The organism is Streptomyces sp. MGP-P1 (assembly GCF_057766565.1).
Genome location: NZ_JBYMEM010000007.1, coordinates 2,412,899 through 2,433,139 on the forward strand (window position 1 = coordinate 2,412,899; position 20,241 = coordinate 2,433,139).

General features: G+C 70.5%; 30 protein-coding genes. 17 read left to right on the forward strand and 13 right to left on the reverse strand.

The features are described 5' to 3' along the window. Nucleotides 1-189: 189 nt before the first annotated feature. Nucleotides 190-624: a GNAT family N-acetyltransferase gene (locus tag AC3CH1_RS32320; RefSeq protein ID WP_488466103.1), complete on the reverse strand. Its 435-nt coding sequence runs from the start codon at nucleotides 622-624 to the stop codon at nucleotides 190-192. Between the two features lie 114 nt (nucleotides 625-738). Here AC3CH1_RS32320 and AC3CH1_RS32325 point away from each other — a divergent pair, with 114 nt between their 5' ends. Together AC3CH1_RS32325 and AC3CH1_RS32330 are read left to right on the forward strand one after the other, a co-directional pair. Then, nucleotides 739-966 (forward strand): hypothetical protein, encoded by a 228-nt coding sequence (locus tag AC3CH1_RS32325; RefSeq protein WP_010062312.1) that lies wholly within the window; start codon nucleotides 739-741, stop codon nucleotides 964-966. Beyond that, the gene (locus AC3CH1_RS32330; RefSeq protein WP_018957883.1) at nucleotides 963-1,334 is read left to right on the forward strand and encodes a hypothetical protein; all 372 of its coding nucleotides are present in this window, start codon (nucleotides 963-965) and stop codon (nucleotides 1,332-1,334) included. The genes AC3CH1_RS32325 and AC3CH1_RS32330 overlap by 4 nt, the downstream gene beginning before the upstream one ends. 73 nt (nucleotides 1,335-1,407) lie before the next feature. Here AC3CH1_RS32330 and AC3CH1_RS32335 read toward each other — a convergent pair whose 3' ends face one another. The 4 genes from AC3CH1_RS32335 to bioB form a co-directional block, all read right to left on the reverse strand. After that, complete coding sequence (locus AC3CH1_RS32335) at nucleotides 1,408-2,085, reverse strand: class I SAM-dependent methyltransferase (protein ID WP_488466104.1); 678 nt, start codon at nucleotides 2,083-2,085, stop codon at nucleotides 1,408-1,410. Between the two features lie 227 nt (nucleotides 2,086-2,312). Further along, a complete protein-coding gene (gene bioD, locus AC3CH1_RS32340; protein ID WP_488466105.1) occupies nucleotides 2,313-3,008 on the reverse strand; it encodes a dethiobiotin synthase in 696 nt (231 codons plus the stop codon). Nucleotides 3,009-3,014: 6 nt separating this feature from the next. After that, nucleotides 3,015-4,358, reverse strand: a complete 1,344-nt coding sequence (locus AC3CH1_RS32345) for an adenosylmethionine--8-amino-7-oxononanoate transaminase (protein ID WP_488466106.1) — start codon at nucleotides 4,356-4,358, stop codon at nucleotides 3,015-3,017. Continuing rightward, the gene (gene bioB, locus AC3CH1_RS32350; protein ID WP_488466107.1) at nucleotides 4,351-5,634 is read right to left on the reverse strand and encodes a biotin synthase BioB; all 1,284 of its coding nucleotides are present in this window, start codon (nucleotides 5,632-5,634) and stop codon (nucleotides 4,351-4,353) included. Before bioB ends, AC3CH1_RS32345 begins: the two co-directional genes overlap by 8 nt. A 202-nt stretch (nucleotides 5,635-5,836) precedes the next feature. On the opposite strand from bioB, the gene AC3CH1_RS32355 reads away from it, so the two are divergent. Next, nucleotides 5,837-6,997 (forward strand): 8-amino-7-oxononanoate synthase, encoded by a 1,161-nt coding sequence (locus tag AC3CH1_RS32355; protein ID WP_488466108.1) that lies wholly within the window; start codon nucleotides 5,837-5,839, stop codon nucleotides 6,995-6,997. Here the strand turns inward: AC3CH1_RS32355 and AC3CH1_RS32360 are convergent. Together AC3CH1_RS32360 and AC3CH1_RS32365 are read right to left on the reverse strand one after the other, a co-directional pair. After that, nucleotides 6,990-7,241, reverse strand: coding sequence for a DUF397 domain-containing protein (locus tag AC3CH1_RS32360; protein ID WP_488466109.1), 252 nt, complete (start codon nucleotides 7,239-7,241; stop codon nucleotides 6,990-6,992). The genes AC3CH1_RS32355 and AC3CH1_RS32360 overlap by 8 nt on opposite strands. A 9-nt stretch (nucleotides 7,242-7,250) precedes the next feature. Continuing rightward, nucleotides 7,251-8,105, reverse strand: a complete 855-nt coding sequence (locus tag AC3CH1_RS32365) for a helix-turn-helix domain-containing protein (RefSeq protein WP_488466110.1) — start codon at nucleotides 8,103-8,105, stop codon at nucleotides 7,251-7,253. Between the two features lie 237 nt (nucleotides 8,106-8,342). Here AC3CH1_RS32365 and AC3CH1_RS32370 point away from each other — a divergent pair, with 237 nt between their 5' ends. Further along, nucleotides 8,343-8,783 carry an ATP-binding protein gene (locus tag AC3CH1_RS32370; RefSeq protein WP_488466111.1) on the forward strand — a complete coding sequence of 147 codons (441 nt, stop codon included), beginning with the start codon at nucleotides 8,343-8,345 and terminating at the stop codon, nucleotides 8,781-8,783. A 3-nt stretch (nucleotides 8,784-8,786) separates the two neighbouring features. Here AC3CH1_RS32370 and AC3CH1_RS32375 read toward each other — a convergent pair whose 3' ends face one another. Beyond that, the gene (locus tag AC3CH1_RS32375; protein WP_488466112.1) at nucleotides 8,787-9,710 is read right to left on the reverse strand and encodes a LysR family transcriptional regulator; all 924 of its coding nucleotides are present in this window, start codon (nucleotides 9,708-9,710) and stop codon (nucleotides 8,787-8,789) included. Between the two features lie 73 nt (nucleotides 9,711-9,783). Here AC3CH1_RS32375 and AC3CH1_RS32380 point away from each other — a divergent pair, with 73 nt between their 5' ends. Further along, the gene (locus AC3CH1_RS32380) at nucleotides 9,784-10,443 is read left to right on the forward strand and encodes a LysE family translocator (protein ID WP_488466113.1); all 660 of its coding nucleotides are present in this window, start codon (nucleotides 9,784-9,786) and stop codon (nucleotides 10,441-10,443) included. A 75-nt stretch (nucleotides 10,444-10,518) separates the two neighbouring features. On the opposite strand, the gene AC3CH1_RS32385 is transcribed toward AC3CH1_RS32380, so the two are convergent. The 5 genes from AC3CH1_RS32385 to AC3CH1_RS32405 all read right to left on the reverse strand — a co-directional run bounded on the left by AC3CH1_RS32385 (nucleotide 10,519) and on the right by AC3CH1_RS32405 (nucleotide 14,494). After that, complete coding sequence (locus AC3CH1_RS32385) at nucleotides 10,519-10,989, reverse strand: C40 family peptidase (protein WP_361880225.1); 471 nt, start codon at nucleotides 10,987-10,989, stop codon at nucleotides 10,519-10,521. A 542-nt stretch (nucleotides 10,990-11,531) separates the two neighbouring features. Beyond that, on the reverse strand, nucleotides 11,532-11,837 hold the full coding sequence (locus AC3CH1_RS32390) for a hypothetical protein (protein ID WP_018957895.1): 306 nt from the start codon (nucleotides 11,835-11,837) through the stop codon (nucleotides 11,532-11,534). A gap of 37 nt (nucleotides 11,838-11,874) precedes the next feature. Continuing rightward, nucleotides 11,875-12,480 (reverse strand): ATP-dependent Clp protease proteolytic subunit, encoded by a 606-nt coding sequence (locus AC3CH1_RS32395; protein ID WP_488466114.1) that lies wholly within the window; start codon nucleotides 12,478-12,480, stop codon nucleotides 11,875-11,877. Nucleotides 12,481-12,643: 163 nt separating this feature from the next. Then, entirely contained in the window at nucleotides 12,644-13,837 is a 1,194-nt protein-coding gene (locus AC3CH1_RS32400; RefSeq protein WP_488466115.1) for a site-specific integrase, read from the reverse strand. A 27-nt stretch (nucleotides 13,838-13,864) separates the two neighbouring features. Further along, complete coding sequence (locus AC3CH1_RS32405) at nucleotides 13,865-14,494, reverse strand: helix-turn-helix domain-containing protein (protein WP_488466116.1); 630 nt, start codon at nucleotides 14,492-14,494, stop codon at nucleotides 13,865-13,867. Between the two features lie 60 nt (nucleotides 14,495-14,554). On the opposite strand from AC3CH1_RS32405, the gene AC3CH1_RS32410 reads away from it, so the two are divergent. The 12 genes from AC3CH1_RS32410 (at nucleotide 14,555) to AC3CH1_RS32465 (ending at nucleotide 20,228) form a co-directional block, all read left to right on the forward strand. Then, the gene (locus tag AC3CH1_RS32410) at nucleotides 14,555-14,821 is read left to right on the forward strand and encodes a helix-turn-helix transcriptional regulator (RefSeq protein WP_488466117.1); all 267 of its coding nucleotides are present in this window, start codon (nucleotides 14,555-14,557) and stop codon (nucleotides 14,819-14,821) included. Further along, nucleotides 14,821-15,030 (forward strand): DNA-binding protein, encoded by a 210-nt coding sequence (locus AC3CH1_RS32415; RefSeq protein WP_488466118.1) that lies wholly within the window; start codon nucleotides 14,821-14,823, stop codon nucleotides 15,028-15,030. The genes AC3CH1_RS32410 and AC3CH1_RS32415 overlap by 1 nt, the downstream gene beginning before the upstream one ends. A 101-nt stretch (nucleotides 15,031-15,131) precedes the next feature. After that, on the forward strand, nucleotides 15,132-15,536 hold the full coding sequence (locus AC3CH1_RS32420; RefSeq protein ID WP_488466119.1) for a hypothetical protein: 405 nt from the start codon (nucleotides 15,132-15,134) through the stop codon (nucleotides 15,534-15,536). Nucleotides 15,537-15,636: 100 nt separating this feature from the next. Beyond that, on the forward strand, nucleotides 15,637-16,176 hold the full coding sequence (locus tag AC3CH1_RS32425) for a DUF2742 domain-containing protein (RefSeq protein ID WP_488466120.1): 540 nt from the start codon (nucleotides 15,637-15,639) through the stop codon (nucleotides 16,174-16,176). An 89-nt stretch (nucleotides 16,177-16,265) separates the two neighbouring features. Beyond that, nucleotides 16,266-17,450, forward strand: coding sequence for an AAA family ATPase (locus AC3CH1_RS32430; protein WP_488466789.1), 1,185 nt, complete (start codon nucleotides 16,266-16,268; stop codon nucleotides 17,448-17,450). 246 nt (nucleotides 17,451-17,696) lie between these two features. Then, complete coding sequence (locus tag AC3CH1_RS32435; RefSeq protein WP_488466121.1) at nucleotides 17,697-17,888, forward strand: hypothetical protein; 192 nt, start codon at nucleotides 17,697-17,699, stop codon at nucleotides 17,886-17,888. Then, a complete protein-coding gene (locus tag AC3CH1_RS32440) occupies nucleotides 17,885-18,340 on the forward strand; it encodes a hypothetical protein (protein ID WP_488466122.1) in 456 nt (151 codons plus the stop codon). The genes AC3CH1_RS32435 and AC3CH1_RS32440 overlap by 4 nt, the downstream gene beginning before the upstream one ends. 79 nt (nucleotides 18,341-18,419) lie before the next feature. Then, entirely contained in the window at nucleotides 18,420-18,800 is a 381-nt protein-coding gene (locus AC3CH1_RS32445; protein ID WP_488466123.1) for a hypothetical protein, read from the forward strand. Then, the gene (locus AC3CH1_RS32450) at nucleotides 18,797-19,189 is read left to right on the forward strand and encodes a hypothetical protein (protein WP_488466124.1); all 393 of its coding nucleotides are present in this window, start codon (nucleotides 18,797-18,799) and stop codon (nucleotides 19,187-19,189) included. Before AC3CH1_RS32445 ends, AC3CH1_RS32450 begins: the two co-directional genes overlap by 4 nt. 9 nt (nucleotides 19,190-19,198) lie before the next feature. Then, on the forward strand, nucleotides 19,199-19,726 hold the full coding sequence (locus tag AC3CH1_RS32455) for a hypothetical protein (RefSeq protein ID WP_488466125.1): 528 nt from the start codon (nucleotides 19,199-19,201) through the stop codon (nucleotides 19,724-19,726). Between the two features lie 68 nt (nucleotides 19,727-19,794). Then, nucleotides 19,795-20,046 (forward strand): hypothetical protein, encoded by a 252-nt coding sequence (locus tag AC3CH1_RS32460; RefSeq protein WP_488466126.1) that lies wholly within the window; start codon nucleotides 19,795-19,797, stop codon nucleotides 20,044-20,046. Beyond that, nucleotides 20,043-20,228: a hypothetical protein gene (locus AC3CH1_RS32465; RefSeq protein ID WP_488466127.1), complete on the forward strand. Its 186-nt coding sequence runs from the start codon at nucleotides 20,043-20,045 to the stop codon at nucleotides 20,226-20,228. Before AC3CH1_RS32460 ends, AC3CH1_RS32465 begins: the two co-directional genes overlap by 4 nt. The last annotated feature ends 13 nt before the right edge of the window (nucleotides 20,229-20,241 follow it).

Below are 20,241 nucleotides of genomic sequence, written 5' to 3' on the forward strand. Positions count from 1 at the left end.
CGGCAGGGGGTGACGGGGGGCATGTCATCGTAGGCGTCTGCCCAGCGCCGCCCCGCCTACCGCCTCAATGTCCGCGCTACCGTGCCGGAAGCTCCGCGCTACCGTGCCGGAAGCTCCGCGGTACCGTGCCGGAAGCTCCGCGGTACCGTGCCGGCGGTGCGGTACCGCGGTCCGCGCCCGCCGCACCGCTCAGCCGGTCAGGTGCTTCACCCAGCGGCTCCACTGCGGCTGGGGCTCGTAGCCCGCCGCGCGCCAGGCGTGGTGGGCCGAGGTGTTGCGGTCGAGGACCATGGCGTCGGCGCGCCGCCCGCCCAGCGCGACGAACCGTTCCTCGGCCGCCGCCAGGAGGGCGCCGCCCACGCCCCGGCGCCGCTGGTCCGGGTGGACCGCGAGCCGGTAGAGATGGCAGCGCCAGCCGTCGAAGCCCACGATGACCGTGCCCACCAGGGCTCCGTCCCGCTCCGCGAGTATCAAGGCGTCGGGGTCGCGTTCCACCAGGCGTGCGACCCCGTCCCCGTCGTCGCTGATGCTGGTGCCCTCGGCGGCCGCCTTCCAGAAGGCGAGGACCGCGTCCAGATCGTCCGGCGTCGCGGACCGTAGCGAAAGATCGTTCATGGCGGCCATCCCACCATCCGTGACGACGGGCGTCGATCGCGTTCCACACTCCGGGCGCGGCACCCCCACTGAGCCCCCGCGCTCCCCTTGCCGGTGCTAGCACGGCCGCGCTAGCGTGGTCGGGTGCCCAAGACTCAGCTGAACGTTCGAGTGGACGAGGCCACCGCCGAGGCCGCGCGGCAGCGCGCGCTGCAAAGGGGGATGAGCGTGAACCGCTACATAGAGGAACTCGTCCAGCAGGACGCGGGCGAGGTGGGACACACCTTCGTCGAGGCCGCGGCCGACTTCATGAAGCAGTACGAGTCGGTGTTCGCCGAGGAGTTCGGCCCGGAGCGCGAAGGTACCCGTTGAACCTCCGGATCGACCTTTCCTGGTTGCTGATGGTCGCCGAGCACAAGACGCCCGGGGACCCGCAGGTCGTCGACTGGGGTGCGCTCGTCGCCGCCGTCGCACGGCATGACGCGGAGATCTTCGGCAGCGCCGTCTACAGCGACCCGCACGCGCGGGCGGCCGCCCTGTTGCAGCTGCTCCTGCACGTGCCCGCACTCGAACACTCCAACGCGATGTTCGCCTCGGCCGTCGCCTACGGCTACCTCGTCGCCTCCGGCCTCAAGGTCATCACCTCGCCCGAGCAGGTCCGCGATCTGGCGCTGCTGGTGAAGCAGGGCAAGGCGGACGTGCGCGCCATCGCCGACGAGCTGCGGCAGTGGAGCGTGTGAGGCCGGGCGGAACACGCCACGACAGACCGGGCGAAGCGCTCCTCGACCCGGTTCGGCCCCAGATCTCGACCCCTCAGTCCTCGGCGAACGGCTTGCGGGCCACGCCCAGCACACAGGGGGAGGAGGGCACCTGGAGACCCGTCTCCGGAATGCGCAGCCTGCGGTACGTGCCCACCTCGAAGCCCGCCGCCTCGATCGCGGCCAGCGGGTCCCGGGCCGTGTGACAGCCGCCGAAGAGCAGCGGCCACAGGGTCCGGTCCGCCACCCGCTGCGCTGTGGCCAGCGCCCGGCCCGGCGCCAGCCCGTGCTCGAAGAACCGCAGCTCACCGCCCGGCCGCAGCACCCGCCTGATCTCGGCGAGCGCCCGTGGCAGATCCCGCACGGTGCACAGGACCAGGGACGCCACCGCCCCGTCGAAGGCCTCGCTCTTGACCGGCAGCGCCTCGGCAGCCCCCGGCACCACGTCCACCGGCACCTCCGCGCGCAGGGCGGAGCGGACGGCGAGCTGTCGCAGCGAGCGTTCCGGCTCCAGCGCCACGACCTCCGAGACGGCGCCGGGATAGTGGGCGAAGTTCAGCCCGTTCCCCGCGCCGATCTCGATGACCCGGCCCCGGAGCCCCGACAGCAGCTCCTCGCGGTACGCGGCGATGCCGCCCTTCAGGTCCGCGGTCACGCTCACCCGTGCGTAGAAGCGGGCGAAGACCGGGTGGTGCACGGCGTCCCGGGGGAGCTTCCTGCTGCGCGGCTGCATGACGGACCTCCGTCGAGGAGTGGTCGTGACGCTTGAGGAGCGGACGTGACGTCCCTCCACGATTCTCCCCCGGATCGCCCCGGCGGGATCATCGAGCACCGCCCCGACGTCAATTTTCGAGCACCGCTCCGACGGGAATCTTCAGCACCGCTCCGACGGGAATCCTCGAGTACCGCCAGGACAGGAGTGAGTCCCCGAAGGCCGCCCGGACGCCCCCGGCGCGCCCGTCAGCGCGGTGCCGCCCAGGTCCCTCCGAGCTCCGGAGCCAGCCAGCCCGGCGCGAGGGCCGCGAAGGCGGCGCCCGACAGTGAACCCGCGCCGGCCGGTACCGCGCCGAGCAGCGGTGCACCCGCCGCCACCGGAAGGTCCTCGACGTTGCAGCGGGACGCGAGGTCCGGCTCCGCCGGCATGCTGCCGATCACGACGCCCCGGCAGCTCAGCCCCCGATTCCGCAGCGCCTCGGCGGTCAGCGCGGTGGCGTTCAGCGTGCCCAGGCCCGCGGGGGCCACCAGCAGCACCGGCGCGGACAGCAGACGGGCCGCGTCCGCGAGGGTGCCGCCCTCGTCGTCGAACCGCACGAGCAGCCCGCCCGCACCCTCCACCAGCACGAGATCGTGCTCGGTGGCCAGCTTCTCCGCGGCCTCGGCGACCTCGTACGGCCGCACGGGCACGAGCCCCGACCGCCGGGCGGCCGTGGCCGGAGCCAACGGCTCCGGAAAGCGGGCCAGTTCGACCGCCGTGACCTGGCCCCCCGCCAGGCGCGCGACCTCGGCCGCGTCGCCTGGCTCCCCGGGGGCGAGCCCGGTCTGCGCGGGCTTGAGCACCGCGACCCGACGGCCCCGCGCGGCGGCGGCCACCGCGGCGGTCACCACGGTCTTGCCGATCTCCGTGCCCGTGCCGGACACCACCAGAATCGTCGACATATCGGCTCAGCCCTCCCGTGCCGCCGCGCACACGGCCCGGCAGATCCGCGCCACGTCCTCGTCCTCGGTGACGTACGGCGGCATCGTGTAGACGAGATCGCGGAACGGCCGCAGCCAGACGCCCTCGCGCACGGACGCGCGGGTCGCCGCCGCCATGTCCACCTCGTGGTCGAGCTGGACGACCCCGATCGCCCCCAGGACGCGTACGTCCATCACCCCGGCGAGGTCCGCCGCGGGAGCGAGTCCTGCGCGCAGGCCCGCGCCGATCCGCGCCACTTCGCCCTCCCAGTCCTGCCCGAGCAGCAGGTCCACGGAGGCCGAGGCCACCGAGGCGGCCAGCGGATTGCCCATGAACGTCGGTCCGTGGGCCAGCACCGGCACCTCGCCGCTGGAGATGCCCTCGGCCACCCGCGTGGTGCACAGCGTCGCCGCCATCGTGAGATAGCCGCCGGTCAGAGCCTTGCCGACGCACATGACATCCGGCGAGATCCCGGCGTGCCCGGCGGCGAACAGCTTGCCCGTACGCCCGAAACCGGTCGCGATCTCGTCGAGGACCAGCAGGACGTCGTGCTCGTCGCAGGCCTCGCGCAGCACCCGCAGATAGGCGGGGGAGTGGAACCGCATCCCGCCGGCCCCCTGCACCACCGGCTCCACGATGACCGCCGCCAGCTCCTCGGCGTGCGCGGCGATCAGCTCCCGCAGATGCGTCGTATAGGCGGGGTCCGGCTCCGCGTCGAAGCCGTCCGGCGGGGCGTCGGCGAAGACCTGGCGGGGCAGGGACCCCGACCACAGCTCGTGCATCCCGCCCTCCGGGTCGCACACCGACATCGGCTGCCAGGTGTCCCCGTGATAGCCCCCGCGCCAGGTCAGCAGCCGCTGCTTGGCAGGCCGCCCGGCCGAACGCCAGTACTGGAGGCACATCTTGACCGCGACCTCCACGGAGACGGACCCCGAGTCGGCCAGGAAGACGTGCTGGAGCGGGCCGGGGGTGATCTCCACCAGCCGGGTCGCCAGCCGGACGGCGGGCTCATGGGTGAGCCCGCCGAACATGACATGGCTCATCCGGTCCAGCTGGCCGCGTGCCGCCTCGTTGAGGACCGGGTGGTTGTAGCCGTGCACCGCCGACCACCAGGAGGACATGCCGTCCACCAACTCGCTCCGCCCCTCGACGGGTTCGGCGAGCCGGAGGCGTACGCCGGAGGCCGACTCCACGATCAGCGGCTCCTGGCGGCCGGGCATCGGACCGTACGGATGCCAGACGTGCGCCCGGTCCAGCGCCCGCAGTTCGTCGGGGGCGTACGGCTTCGGCGCGGCGGACAGGGGGAGTGCCGGGGCGTACGGCTCAGGCATTGGGCGCGAGGTCCGTTCCCGCGCCGCGCCGGCGCACCGCCACCAGATCCGTGCGCGCCGCGCTGTTGGCGTCCGTACGCGCCACCGGCGCGCTCTCCCCGGCTTCGGAGTCGGCGGCAGCCGCCGGCTCCCGCTCCCCGTGTCCACCGCACGGTCCGCAGCCCCCGCCGCCACCGTGGGAACCGCAGCCGGCGGCTTCGGAGTCCTCATGCGCTCCGCAGCCGGACCCCGCCGGGGCGTCCCGCGTCCCGCAGCCGCCGCTCAGGGCGTCGGCCCGGTGGCGGGGAAGGGTCGTGGTGCCCGCGCCCTCCACCTCGAAACCGGCGTCCGCGATCATGTCCAGGTCGGTCTGGCCGGCCTGGCCCTCGCTCGTCAGGTAGTCGCCCAGGAAGATGGAGTTGACCAGGTGGAGCGCGAGCGGCTGCATCGAGCGCAGGTGCACCTCACGGCCCCCCGCGAGCCGGACCTCGACGTCGGGGCAGACGAAGCGGACCATCGCCAGAATGCGCAGGCAGCGCTGCGGGGTGAGGTTCCACTCCTTGGCGAGGGGCGTCCCCTCGAACGGGATCAGGAAGTTCACCGGCACCGAGTCGGGGTCCAGGTCCCGCAACGCGAACACGACGTCGACCAGGTCCTTGTCGCTCTCGCCCATCCCGGCGATCAGCCCCGAGCACGCCGAGAGCCCGGCGGCCTGGGCCTGTTGCACGGTCTCCACCCGGTCCGCGTACGTGTGGGTGGTGGTGATCGCCCCGTACGTCTCCTCGGACGTGTTCAGGTTGTGGTTGTACGCGTCGGCACCCGCAGAACGCAGCCGGTCGGCCTGTCCGTCGGAGAGGAGGCCGAGGCAGGCGCAGACCTCGATGCCCTCGTTCTCCTCCTTGATCGCCTCGATGGTCTTCGAGACCCGGTCGACGTCCCGGTCCGTCGGGCCGCGCCCGCTCGCGACCAGGCAGACCCGCTTGGCGCCGCCCGCCACTCCGGCGGCGGCGGCCTTGGACGCCTCGTCCGGCTTCAGCCAGGTGTACTTGAGGATCCCGGCCTTCGAACCGAGCCGCTGCGAGCAGTAGGAGCAGTCCTCGGGGCAGAGCCCCGATTTGAGGTTGACCAGATAATTGAGCTTGACGCGCCGCCCGAACCACTGACGGCGCACCTTCCCGGCGGCAGCCACCACGTCGAGCAGCTCGTCGTCGGAGGTCGCCAGTACGGCGAGCGCTTCTTCGCGGGTCGGCAGTTCGCGCCGCAGCCCCTTGTCCACCAGCGTGTTCAGCAGGTCCATGAGAGATGATCCTGACGTACGGCACCGCCTCCAGCCAAGGAGGAACCAGACAGGAGACCCGGGGGAGGGTGTGTGTATCGCCACACCCTGGCCTGCTGCGCACCCGGCTAGGGTCTGTTGGCTGCCTACAAAGGGACCGTCCGCACCGGACCGTCCGCGCGGAGCCGCCCGCCGAGGGCCCGCCTACCCAAGGGACCGCCCCATGTCCTTCGCCCCGTTCGACTGGATCGACGCCGAGGCCCGCAGCAGGGCCGCCGCCGGACTCGTACGGACCCTGCGTCCGCGCGGCGCCGAGCCGGAGCTGCTGGACCTCGCGAGCAACGACTATCTGGGCCTCACCCGGCACCCGGAGGTCACCGCCGCCGCCGCCGACGCCGCCCGACGCTGGGGGGCGGGAGCGACGGGGTCCCGGCTGGTCACCGGCTCCACCGCCCTGCACGCCCAGCTGGAACGGGAACTCGCCGCGTTCTGCGGTTTCGAGGCGGCCCTCGTGCTCTCCTCCGGGTACGCGGCCAATCTCGCCGCGCTGACCGCGCTGACCGGACGCGGCTCCCTCATCGTCTCCGACGCGGGCAACCACGCCTCGATCGTGGACGGCTGCCGACTCTCCCGCGCCGGGACCGCCGTCGTGCCCCACGCCGACCCGGACGCCTTCGAGAAGTCCCTGCGGGAACACGACGGGCGGGCCCTCGCCGTCACCGACTCGGTCTTCTCCGTCGACGGCGACGCCGCCCCGCTCCCCGCACTGGCCGAGGTCTGCCGTTCCGCGAACGCCGCCCTGCTGGTCGACGACGCCCACGGCCTCGGAGTGCTGGGCGAGGGCGGTCGCGGCGCGCTCGCCGCGGCCGGACTGGCGGGCCGCGACGGGATCGTGGCCACGCTCACGCTGTCCAAGTCCCTGGGCAGCCAGGGCGGAGCGGTCCTGGGGCCCGCCCGGGTCATCGACCACCTGGTCAACACGGCCCGGACGTTCATCTTCGACACCGGACTCGCCCCGGCGGCGGCCGGCGGCGCGCTCGGCGCCCTCGGGGTCCTGCGCCGGGAGCCCGAACGGGCGGCCCGTGCCCGGGAGGTGGCCACCGCGCTGTTCACCCGGCTCACCGCGGCCGGGCTGAGAGCGGTCCGGCCCGACGCGGCCGTCGTCTCCGTCCGGGCGCCCTCGGCGGACGCTGCGGTGCGCTGGGCGGCCGACTGCCGTGCGGCCGGGATGGCGGTGGGCTGCTTCCGCCCGCCGTCGGTACCGGACGGTGTCTCGCGGCTGCGGCTGACCGCGCGCGCCGACCTGACCGAGGAGCAGATCACGGCCGCGGTGGCCACGGTCCTCACCACCGCTCCCCGGCAGGCGGACGCTCCGGTCAGTTGAAGCGCCGTTGACTCGCTCCGTGCGGGCCGAGTCCGTCCACGAAGGTGCTCCAGGCCGCCGCCGAGAAGTGCAGCGGTGGCCGGCGCACGTCCTTGGAATCGCGTACGGCGAGGAGCGCGCCGCCCAGCAGGGCGGTCTCCACGCAGTTGTTCATCCCGGTCGAGCGGCTGCTGCGCCGCCACCGCGGGGCGGGCGGCACGGTGGACGGCGGCGGTAAGGCGGGCAGTGCGAGACGGTCTGACATGGCGGCCCCTTAGCTGCGTCTGATCTCGGTGATGAGGTCCAGCGAGCGTTCTGGTGACAGCGCGTGTGCCTGCAAGGAACGGAAGGCCGAGCTGTACGCGTCGAGGTCTTCTTTCCGCTCCAGGTAGAGGCTACTCGTCAAGTGGTCAAGAACGACTACATCCAGATCAGAATTGTTCGGAAAAGAGAAAATAACGAAAGGCCCGGTGAGCCCGACGTATCCGCCGACCGAGAAGGGGAGCAACTGCAGTTGCACATGCGGTAGTTGGGCAACCTGGGTCAGGTGATGCAGCTGGTCCCTCATCACCTCCGGCCCGCCCACCTCGCGGTGGAGCACCGCCTCGTCCAGCACGGCGGTGAAACGCAGCGGCGGACTCGCGCGCAGCACCCGCTGGCGGGTCAACCGGACCTCGACCAGCGAGTCGAGCCGGCCGTCGGGTAAGCCGTCCAGCGAGGCGCGGGTCACGGCACGTGCGTATCCGGCGGTCTGGAGCAGCCCCGGCACCACCGAGGTCTCCAACGTCCGGACCGTACTGGCCTGCGACTCCAGGCTGATGAAGTCCCGGTACTGCGGCGGGATCAGCCCCCGGTAGGCATGCCACCAGCCCGAACCGCCGCCGCCCGCCGACCCCGCGAGGACTTCGAGCAGGGAGCGCAACTGGGTGTCGCGCACCGCGTAGACGTCCAGCAGCCGTGACACGTCGGCGGGCGCCACCCCGCTCGCGCCCGTCTCGATGCGGCTCACCTTCGACTGGTGCCAGCCGAGCAGTCGCGCAGCGTCCCGGCTGGTCAGCCCGGAGGCGTGGCGCAGACTCCGCAGCTCCTCACCGAGCTTGCGGCGTCGGACGACGGGGCCGTGCAGCATGCCGGTCTCCTTCTGCTGTTTCGGGAAGGGCCGGCCCGTCACCGGGGCGGGCCCGCAGAGAGGTCAGTGTGCCGCCCGCCCACACCGTACGGGTCCCGAATTCACCGCTTCGAGCGACAGATATATGCATATCTTGGCCGAACGCCGTTACAGGGAGCTGCATCAATGGCAATCTGGCGCGAAGCACAATCCTGGCAGGCCGCCGGTCGGCCAGGGCGGGAAAGGGACGGCGTCGCCATGGCAGACCATCAGGAAGCAACCGTCACGCTGCCGACCGATCCGGTCTCGGTCTCATCGGCCCGCAGACATGTCGCCAGGACCCTGGCCCAATGGGGCCTGCCCGACGACACGGAGTTCGCCGACACCATCCGGCTGATCGTCTCGGAGCTGGCCACCAACGCCGTGCAGCACACGTTCGGCCAGTCGCCCACCTTCACCGTGGACCTGCGCCTCGAACGCGACGAGGAGCTGTACCTCGGCGTCACGGACAGTCACCCCCGCTGGCCCCAACGGCTGCCCGCCGCCGTACGGCAGGACAACGGCCGGGGCATGGTCATCATCCGGGCACTGGCCAAGGAGCGCGGCGGGCGGCTCCAGGTGACCCCGACCGCCGAGGGCGGCAAGACGGTCTGGATCGCCCTCCCCTGGGTCGTCCCGATCCAGGGGCTGACCCGGTGAGGCTCATCGCGCGGGGACCGTGCTCCCGCGGCCGAAGCCGCTGCGCAGCAGCGCGAGCAGCGTCGCCGCCGCCGCGGTCGACCGGTCGCCCCGGTGCACGACCGAGATGGTCCGGCGGAACGAGGCGGGCTCCAGCCGCCGGACCGACAGCGGGGCCGAGGACATCGAGGCGACCATCTCCGGCACCACCGCCACCCCGAGCCCCGCGCTGACCAGCGCGCACACCAGCGCGTACCCGGGCGACTCACAGACCACGGCCGGAGTCGCCCCGGCCTCGGCGAGCGCGTTCTCGACCCCGCGCCGGGGCGGGTGGGTGGGCGCGCTGCTGATCAGCGGCCGCCCCGCCAGCTCGCCGACCGGCAGCCGACCGGTGCCCTCCGAGAGCCGGTGGCCCACCGAGGCGACCAGCACCAGTTCCTCGACCAGCAGGGGTTCGACGAGAACGCCCGCCGACGGGGGCTCGGCCGCCGCCGGTTCGTAGGCGTGGGTCAGGGCGAGATCCACCTCGCCCGCGACGACCGCGGCGATGCCGCCCGGCGGTTCGTATTCGGCGACGGCCAGCTCGACCTCCGGATGGGCCCGCCGGAACGCGCTCAGCACCGGCGGCAGCAGATGGATCCCGGCCGTCGTGAACGTCCCCACCCGCAGCCTGCCGCCCGAGAGCCCGGCCAGCTGGGCGAGCTCGTGCCGCGCCTGCTCCAGCTCGTCCAGGACCCGCCGGGCCCGGCCCGCCAACAGCTCACCCGCCGCCGTCAGCCGCGCCCCGCGGTGGTGGCGCACCAGCAGCGCAGCCCCCGCCTCCCGCTCCAGTTTGGCCAGCTGCTGGGAGAGCGCGGGCGCGGTGTAGCCGAGGCGGGCGGCGGCCCGGGTGATCGATCCGGCCTCCGCGACCGCCACGAGTGCCGCGAGCCGTGTGGGGTCGTACATGAAAGCGTTCCTTTAGGCAGACCCAGAAGATTGCAAGTACACGCTAAAGGCTCCGCCGGTCCAAGGTGGACCCATGGACGCACAACTGATCGCCTTCACCGGGGTCGCCGCCGGGATGGTCGCGCTGCCCGGCGCCGACTTCACCGTCGTCGTACGCAACGCCCTGGGCTCGCGCACCGCGGGCCTGGCCACCGCGTTCGGCGTCGCGGGAGGGCTGCTGGTGCACACCGCGCTCGCGGTCGCCGGACTCGCCGCGGTGCTGGTGACCATGCCGGTGCTCTTCCGTACCGTGCAGTTGCTCGGCGGCGCGTACGTGCTCTACCTCGGGATCAGCGCGCTGTACGCGATCCGCCGCCGACCCTCGCAGGACAGCTCCGGCCCACCCTCCGGTACGCGGGAGGACGAGCCGGGGCGGCCCGTGACCGGGGAGTTCGGACGCGCGCTGCGCCAGGGGTTTCTGACCAACGCGCTCAACCCGAAGGCCCCGGTCCTCTTCCTCAGCCTGTTGCCGCAGTTCGTGCCCCACGGTCAGCCGCCGCTGCCCAGGACCCTGCTGCTCGCGGCCCTGGTGGTCGTGCTGGCACTGATCTGGTTCCCGGCCGTCGCCCTGCTCGTGGACCGGCTGGGCCGGTGGCTGCGCCGCCCGCGTACCGCCCGCGCCATCGAGGGCGGCAGCGGTGTGGCGCTCACCGGTCTGGGGCTGGCGCTGGTCACCGGCCCCCTGCTGCGCTGAGGGCGCGGTGGACGTCGCGGGCGGCCCCGAGGACGGGCCCGGCCGCCCGCACCGCAAGAGCGTCCGGTCGGTGGGTCAGCGGACCCGCCCGTACCAGACGCTCTTGGACCAGATCTTGGCCAGTCTCACCACGTCCCCCGATTTGGGGGAGTGCCAGATCTTCCCGGCCCCGGCGTAGATGCCCACGTGGTAGACGCTGCGCCCCGAATGGAAGAAGACGAGGTCGCCGCGTTTGCGCTGCGACTTCCCGATGTGGCGGGTCTTGTTGTACTGCTGCTGTGCCGTGCGGGGAAGCTTCTTGCCGGCCTTCTTGAACGAATAGACCGTCAGCCCCGAACAGTCGAAGCGGCTGGGACCGGCCGCTCCGTACTTGTAGGGGGCCCCCTTCTTCGACGCGGCGACCTTCAGGGCCTTCGTCGCGTGGGTGGCGGCCTCGGCATCGCTCACCAGACCGGGCGCCAGCATCGAGGACGTCACGGCCAGGGTGAGTACCGAGGCCGTACCGACCCGGGCGAACAGAGACGGGACATGAACCTGCGCAGACATGCGCAACCCTTCGTCAGCCGCCTGTGAAGGATGACCTGTCGGGTTCGGGCTGGCGAAGTTGCCCGGCCGCTCTCGCGGCTTCACCCCGAGGGCTTCCCGGTCTCCCGGGCGGCCCGTTGTGCTCGGGTCCTCCACTCCTGCCGATCCACTCCTGTCGACCAGTCATCCGGGCGGCGGCAGGACTCGGCGTCCGCCCGGACCGCCCCGCCGCGGTGGCGGGGGCTTGTCGTCCCAGGGATCTTGACTCACCCGGTGCCGGATTTCCGAGCCGAAACAGCGGTTTGTGAGTCTCCTCACCACTGATCCATTCGAGTGGACAGGTCGGATTCGCGCTCGCCCGCGAGCCGGGCGCACACCCTCGTACCAGCGACGAAAGGGCGCATTTCGAGTACGGACCGCGCGCCGAACGCAAGTTGAGCCGTCGCTCGGGCGGGTGATCGTCTACGCCGAACGAGCGAGACGAATCGGTCCCGGGACCGGGCGTGTCGTGCCCGGGGCCGACCGGCCCGCTCCCGTAGCGCGCTCCCCGTGCGCGGGGCCGGTCAGTTCACGGGCGGCTCCATCGCGACCCGGCCCGCCCGGCGCTCCCCGTCCAGGACGCGCAGGGCCCGCGCCAGGGTGGCGGCGTGGATCCGCGACTCGCCGCGCTCGTGCATCAGGGCCAGGGCGTCGCGCAGCGCGGCCGCCCGCGAGGCCAGGGCCTGGGCGGCCCGCAGCGCGCTGTAGGTGTCGCTGCCACGGGCCGGGTTGATCCGGCCCACCTGGTCGAGCACGGCCAGATAGCAGTCGACGAACTCGCCCTCGGCCCGGGTCAGTGCGGGCAGGGGCGGGAACTCGGGTGGCTCCATCGGCGTTTCACCTCGCGTCGTACGGCGGCCGGGAGAGTCAGCGGTTCTCCACGACGTGGTCGACCAGCCCGTGGGCGAGGGCGGCTTTGGCGTCGAGGATGGTGTCGCGCTCGATGTCGGCGGTGATCTGCTCCGCGGTCCGGCCCGTGTCCCGGACCAGCATGGCCGCGAACATCTCGCGGGTGCGCACCAGTTCGCGCGCGTGGATCTCCAGGTCGGACGGCTGGCCCCGCATCGGTTCCTCCATGGCGGGCTGCTGAATGACTACCCGCGCGCCGGGCAGCGCATGTCGGCGCCCCTTCGCCCCGGCCGCCAGCAGGGCCGCCGCGTAGGAGCCGGCCTGCCCCAGACAGAAGGTCTCCACCTCGCAGGTCAGAAACCGCATGGTGTCGTAGACCGCCGCCATCGCCTGGAACGTGCCGCCGGGGGAGTTGATGTAGAGCGACAGGGGCCGGTCGGGATCGGCGTGCTCCAGATACATGAACTGGGCGATGAGGTCGCTCGCGGCGATGTCGTCGATCGGGCTCCCGAGGAAGACGATCCGCTCGGACAGCAGCTTGGAGTACGGGTCCAGCGTCCGGGTTCCGGTCGCGGTGCGCTCGGTGAACTCTGGCAGTACGTGGCGGGCGGCGGGGCGGATCATGGCGGTGCCTCTCTCCTGGAGCTGGCCATCCGTCTGCCCGTCCGTAAAAAATGTACAGGACGTACAGAAGGTTATGATGGGGACTATGGCCTAGTGATCCAAGGGAAGCAACAGGTCAGACGCGGTTTCGCTCTCAGCGTGAGAGCCGAAATCTCACAATCTCTCACACGGCGGGCTGAGTTGGCCCGTCCTCGAAGCCCAGCAGGGTCTCCAGCTGGGCCGACGCAACCCGCATGTCGGCGGCCGTCGGGTGCACATAGATGCGCTTGGTGAAGCTCGCGTTCGTGTGCCCCGCCCACGCCGCGAGGATCGTGTCGGGCACACCGTTCATCGCAAGGAACGTCAGGCAGGAGTGCCGGGCGTCGTACAGACGCACCTTCCGCAGCCCCAGCCTCGCCATCAGGCTGTACGCGTGCTCACGCAGCTGCCGGGTGTCCATCGGCAAGCCCAGATGATCCACCCACACGTAGCCGGACCGCTGGTAGTAGTCGCCCAGCGACAGCTGCTCGACCTCCTGCGTCATCTGGGCGGACACCAGGGCCCGGGTCACCGGGTGGGGGAGCGGCAGCGTCCTCTCGCCGGTCTCCGTCTTCGTGTCCTTCTCCAGCGTGCGGGCGTTGCCGACCATCGTCCGGGTGTTCGCGACGACCAGCGTCCCCGCCTCCAGGTCGATGTCCGCCCAACGCAGCCCGGCCACCTCTGCCGGCCGCAGCCCCATCAGCCCGAGCAGGAGCGCGGCGAAGCAGCGGTCGTCACGGATCCCGACGACGAACTGCTGAACCTCCGTGACGACCCACGGCTCCTCGCGCCGGTTGTCACGCCTGTCGGCCTTCCGGGCCTTCCGGGGGATGGTGACGTACTCGGCGACGTTCCGGGCCACCAGGCGGCGCCTGACGGCCAGCCGCAGGGCGGCACGCAGGCGCCCCAGCACCCCGTCAGCCGTTGTCGTTCGCAGGCCCGTGCCGGCCTCGCCGCCGCGGCGGCGTGCTGCGACCAGCAGCCAGGCCACCATCGACTCGACGTGCTCCTCCTCCAGTTCCTGGACCCGGAAGTGACCGAGGTACTCGTGGACGTGCACGAGGGCGTTCCGGTACCCGGTAAGGGTCGACTCTTCGAGGTCGTCGGCCTTCGACTTCATGTACGTGTCGAGGAGCTGCGACACGGTCATCTTGGACGGCAAAATGAGCTGGCCCGTGCGCCGTTCGTGGCGCAGGCGGGCCAGCTCATTCTTCGCCTCCGTGCTCGTGTCCGACGTCACGGTCAGCTGCTTGCGCTGCCCGGACCGGCCCACGTCGATGACGAAGCGGTATCTGACCGTCCCGTCCCTCAACGTGATCTTCTTGATCGGATCGGCCATGATCCCGCCCTTCGTCGTGTCCGACTGCTAGTCGCCCAGCTCCAACTCGATCTGCTCGACCTCACTCTGGAGTCGAGTAAGTCGGTTCTTCGTGACGGCCAACTGCCGCTTTACTGCGGCCTTGTCGCCGCCCTCAATGGCACGAACGAGCCGAGCCACCATCGTGGTCACCGCCTCGGAAGCGGTGTTCGCGGGGTGGCGGGCGGCACGCCGGCGCTCCGCCGGGTGAGTCAACGACTCGTATCGCTCTCGTTGCTCGAAGTACTCACGCTCCTTCTGGTCGTCCAGGTCTGCCCCCTCAGCAGTAGTGCCCCAGTCATTGGCCGGCGCTCGCCCCTCGGCCCATAGCCACGCAGTACGGGTGCCGAGGGTGAAGTTGGGCGTCAGCTCGACCGGCTCGTCGTCCCAGGCTTGCGGTAGAAGGAGCGCCACCGGCGAGACGTCAAGGACCAGGGCGAACGCAACTAGATCGTCAACGTCGATGCGCCGCTCCTGCCGCTCGATCTTGCTCACAACAGTCGGCAGCATCGGGCGTCCCAGTTCGCCGAGTGCTTCGGACATGCCCTTCTGGTCCATGCGCCGCGCCTGGCGGAACCCCCTGATGTTCTCTGCCACGCGTGCGGCGGTGGGGCCGCTAATCACTGCATTGGAAGCCATGATGTGGATTCTCCTGCACACCATGGACATCATGCAAGCTACTGCTTTATACTCCACACAATGGCGAATCAGTTCGCCAACAACGGCAATTGTGCTGTGCACCTTGGAGTTCTCATGCCACAGAATGACGCTGGGAAGCCCGACGACTGGCTCACAGCCCCTGAGACCAGTGCCTTGGTGAAGGTGGCGCCGCAGACGCTCGCGAACTGGCGAGCGGCGGGCAGGGGGCCGCGGTACACGAAAATCTCCGCCGGGAGGGCTGGACGCGTTCGGTACCTCAGGGCCGATGTCCTTGCCTTCATGAGCGAGCGACAGGTGGCTGCCTGATGGCTACTCCCGACAAGCCGACGCTTGCAGACATCCGCGACTGGCCCGCCACCATCGGCGTTCCCGACGCCGCCAACGCCCTCGGGATCAGCAGGAGCCACCTGCTCGTGCTCATCAAGCGCGGCGAATCCCCCGTCCGGACCCTCTCCTTCGGAGCGCGCCACCGGATCGTCACGGCGGACCTGATCCGGCTCCTCGAAGCGGCCTAGTCCGCAAAACGACAGCGGCCCCGGGGTCGCCACCCCAGGGCCATCACCATCGCGCGCCACCGTCCACCAGACAGGCGCACAACAACCAGACAGGAACCAGGATGACACAGATCCGTCTCGCCCTCTCCGAGTCCACCGGACCCATCCCCGGCGGACCCGTCGAGCTCGGCAACGGCACCACCATCAACACCGTAGGAACCGGCAGCCTCTGCCCCGGATGCGACAAGGTGCCCACCGCCGGCCAGGACATCACGAAGATTTTCCACGCCTGGTGGCACGCCAACTGCGGGGCCGCCTACCTCCGGACCACCGGCACCGACGAAGCGTGGCTCGCCCTCGCCCACCAGCTGGAGCGCAGCCCCTCCAAGTTCACCAACGCGGAGACCAAAGCCATCACGCACAACCTGCTGCGCATCGCCGGACGCTCCTTCACCGTCCCCGAGGACGGCTACAACGACCGGGTCCACGGCTCCAGGGCCGTCCTCTCCGCCGTCCCCAGCGCCTGACGCGCCCCGCCCGGCCCTCCGGGGCCGGGCACCCCTCACCCCGTTAGCGAGACGCCCTCCAAGTACCCGCACCGTCTTGCACTCGCGATCGGACCACCACGTGAGTACGACCACTAGCACCCCAGAACAGCTACGTCGTCGCCGTCAAGCCGCCTACCGCCTGCCACCGCTGGACTGTGGGCACCGCGACCCCGAGGACTGCCAGACGGAATGCACCCCGGAGCCTGATGGCAAAGAGGTAGGGCCCAGCGAACTGCTGATCGAGCTGGCCGAGCAGATCGAACCCGGAGACGTGGTCGGTCTCTGGGCAAGCGCCAAGTCCCTCTTCTTCGCCAAGGACTTCCCCGACTACGCCACCCCGGAGTGGCGGCAGCTCGGCCCCGACGACCCCCGCCGACTTGCCGCCGCCCTCGATGCCGCCGAGAAGTGGCGCAAGTACGGCACCGACGTCACGCAGTGGCTTCAGGAAGCCTCCGCTCCCCGGCCCCCCATCTGGGTCGGGCGCACGCAGGCCGAGCTAGACGAAGCCGCGAAGCCGAAGCCCTCCCACGTACTTCGGGCAACTCCGGGCTGGCCCCCCATAGCCGTCCCTGGACAGCCCGGCCGGTACCTCACCTATATGCAGGAGATGGCGGCTTGACCACGCAATACGAAGCCACCCAATACTGCACACGGATGGTGAACGGCCGCCCCTGCGACAACGTGGAAGGGTCGCACCGGGACGGACGCATGGGCCACCCCTTCCAGCCGGCGGCGACCGGGGTACCAAATGGGGCGACGGGTACGACTGAGGATGCTGGGCCACGGCGCTCTCTGCTGCTGAGGCCCGCATCTCTGATCAAGATCAAGCCCGTTCGCTGGCTGTGGGACACAACCCCCGAGGGCGCTCCGCCGACCTCACACGGGCGAATCCCCATGTACTCGCTCGTCCTCGCGGCGGGCGGGCCAGGCCTCGGCAAGTCTCAGTTCGCGGTATGGCTGACCGCCCGCATCACAACGGGCACCCTGCCCGGCGAGCTCTGGGCCAAGCCGCGACCAGTGATCTACGCGGCTGCCGAGGACTCGTGGACGTACACGATTGCACCGCGGCTGGTCGCAGCCGGAGCCGACCTCGACCTTGTCTTTCACGTGGCGGTGAAGGACGAGGAGATCGCCCACGCCCGTCTCACCCTGCCCGTGGATACGTCCCTGCTGGCCCGGGAGGCAGAGGAGCGGAGCGTTGCTCTGCTGGTGATGGACCCGCTGCTGTCGTACATCGACAAGGGCATCAACGACTACAAGGCATCCGAGGTTCGGGCCGCCCTCGAACCGCTCGTCGCAGCGGCGGACCGGCACCACTTCACCATCCTCGGCCTGGCCCACTTCACCAAAGCCGGCGGCACAGACCCGCTCTCACGGGTCGCCGGGTCCGGGGCCTTCGGCCAGCTCATCCGCGGCCTAATTGCCTTCGCACGCGATGAAGGAGAGGGCGGCACCGACGACAAGTTCGTCATGTCCCTGGAGAAGAACAACCTAGGGCGCCTCGGCCTGCCCTCTCACGAGTACGTCATCCAGCCCGTCACGGTGCAGACCGACGAAGGACCCTCCTACGTCTCGAAGTTCACCCTCGGGACAGAGACGGACACCTCCGTCCGCAACATCATGCGCGACGAAGCGTCCATCGGCCTGGACAAGACGGAGCGCACCGAAGCCGTCGAGTGGCTGGAGGACTACCTGACCCAAGGCGACCGGGCCGGGGAAGCGCTACCGAAGGAGGTTCAGACCGCCGCCACCAAGGCGGGCATCACCCCAAACGCCCTCCGTGACGCAAAGAAGAAACTCAAGATCAAAAGCGTCAAGCCGAAGGGAGTGAAAGACGCCTCCTGGCTCTGGCAGCTGCCCGACTACGCGTCTGCCGACGACCCCCCTCCCTAGGTACGCGTTCCGCATCTTCCCCATCTTCTCTCTGACCTGCGGATATGTACCCCTCACCTTCCCCCCGCCTTCCCCTCATCTTCTCCCCACCTTCTAACCGCTCGATTTGAAGGTGGGGAGAACCGGAGGGGTAGTGGGGGGGGAAGGTGAGGCACCAAAACCGCAGGTCAGGCAGAAGGTGCGGAAGGTGAGGGGCCCATGCGGCTGGAAGGTCCCCAGCGCCCGTTCCGAAGTTCGGAGAAGCCCTTGACCACCAACGACCTCACCGAAGCCGAAGTGTTCGGCCCGATCGGGTACATCGCCCGCAGCCTCGCCCACCTTCGCGCCGGCCACCCCATCGCCGAACTCGACGCCCCCCACGTCCTGTACGTCGCCCCCACGCAAGCCGACGTCGACAACGCCCGCCACATGCACCAGCACCTCAAGGAGACCTCGTGACCACTGCACCCCACTTCGACGGCGCACGCATCACCGTCGACGGCACCACCTACGACACCGCCGACAAGCACGTCGCCCTCTTCGACAACGACGGATGCGCCTTCCTCACCCTCTACCGCGACGGCCAAGAGCTCAGCAACACCGCCATCCCCGCCGACCAAACCGAAGACCTCGGCGCCGCCCTGACCCACGGGGCCGCCACCGGCCAGCTGCGACAGGAACAGCCGGCCACCACGTTCGAGGACATCGTCGACCTCGACCTCGGCCTATCGCCCATGTACCGGGCCGTCATCCAGGCCGAAGCGCAGGACCCCGACCAGCTGCCCATCGTCATCGGCGTGAAGGCGTGGCAGCTCCTCGACCCCGACCAGCAGGCCAAGAGCCTCAAAGAGCTGCTGCACGCCTACGTCGACGTCGTCCAACACCAGCGCGACGGCCGCCCCATCCGCTAACCGCAACATCCGTCGAACCCGTAGCGCGGACACCCGCACCCGGACAACATCGACACCCCACCCACACCAGGAGGAACCAGTGATCGAATACGTCGCCCGCTCCGGACCCCCGGAGGCTATGAACTGCCCCGCTTTCATCTGCGACGCCTGCCGCAAGCAGGTCGTCGACCAGGGCATCGTCACTTGGTGCACCACCGTCGCCGACGAGGGTAAACCGGGCCCCCACCGTCAGTCGCCGATCTACGTCGCCCACAAGGGACGCTGCGGCCGGGCCCTCGAAGCCTGGCTGGAGAAGACCTACCCGCACGCCGACGGCTGGACTGACCTCTGGAACGACCTTGACGAGTTCACCCGACAGCTGGCCCACAACCTCACCAACGCCTTCGCCGACGACCCCGACGGCGAATACCACCAACACCGCCTCGTCCAGCCGGCCCGGCCCAGCAAGGAGCCCACATGAGCAAGAACGAAGACGCCGCCAAGAACGGTGTTGGCGAAGCCTTCGACCACTGGCTGTGGAACCACGAGGTCACTACCCGCGACGCCATCGAGGACGCCGCGAAAGCTGCTCTCGGCCAGTGGCTCACCACCCATGAGGAAGCGGTCACCAACGCCATCGCTAAGCAAATCGTCGAGCACCAGGGGCACCGCTGGGTCGGCATCGCCGAAGCCAGCCAGGGATTGCCCGAGATCACCACCAAGGACCTCTGCCCGGCCTGCCAGCTGCCCGCCACCTACACCCGGGAACTCGGCCGCTACGTCCATACGGACGGCAGCGACAACCGGCCCTGCTGGCTCGCCCTCAGCCGCGGTGAGGTCAGCGCCCCCGACCGCCCCGCCACCACCTAGGAGACGCTCATGCCCACAGACCTCGACAACCGAGCCGCCGCCATATTCGGGACCACCGAAGGCGCAATCAGCTGGCCCTACGGACTCAGCACACCCCACCCTCGCCGCAGCGGACTCAGCAGCGAGCGCCTGGCCGAAGCCACCGCCCGCGCCGAAACCGCTCAGAAGGCCATCGTGGAATGGGCCGAATACCACGGCCTGCGCTACACCTCCGTCGGCTGCTGCCAGCTCTGGCTGCTGCGCACCACCAGCCGACGATGCCCCGACGGCGCCTGCCGCAACAACGGCGGCCTCGACTACGTGTGGCTCGACCACGCCAACGGCTGGCTCAAGGACGGCCGCCCCGCGGCACTGACGAGCGCCCCCTACTCGACCAACTACAACGAGGAGAACGTCGAGATCCGGCAGTGCCTCGACTCCGACGACCGCCTACGGGTGGCGTTCGGGACCGGCTGGTACGGCCACGGCACCGCTCAGATCGTCCTGTGGCGTACCGACCGCATCACGGACGTCAGCCCCGCACCGATCAGCGCCTAACCCGCACCACGGCCGCCCCCGCGGGACTCGGGGGCGGCCACCCACCAGAGAACCACGGAAGGACCGCCATGACAGAACAGGCAGCCGAAGACGACGACCCCTTCAGCGCCGTCTCGATGAAAGCCATCTGCGCCCGGCTGAACATCCCCGTCACCACCTACATCAACGCCGAAGGGAAAGCCGACCTCCTCATCGACCGCGCCGGCATGGAACGGCTCCGCGATTCCATGCTCCTCGTCGGTGAACTCGAACTCGCCCAGTTCATGGACGAGTGCATCGCCAAGCACCTCCCGCCCACCGACGAGCCGGAGGCGCAGTGAACGTCGACGACCGGGTTCAGGAGCGCATAGACGCCGCCCGCCGGAAGATCGCCAACGACAAACGGCGGCGCGCCGAACTGAAAGCCGCCCGCGACCGCGGCCTCGCCGCCCGGCACGCCCAAAAACTCCGGCACCTCGCCGGCCAGCTCAACAACGCAACCCCCGCCGCATCCGCAGCCTGAACAAGGAGAACCA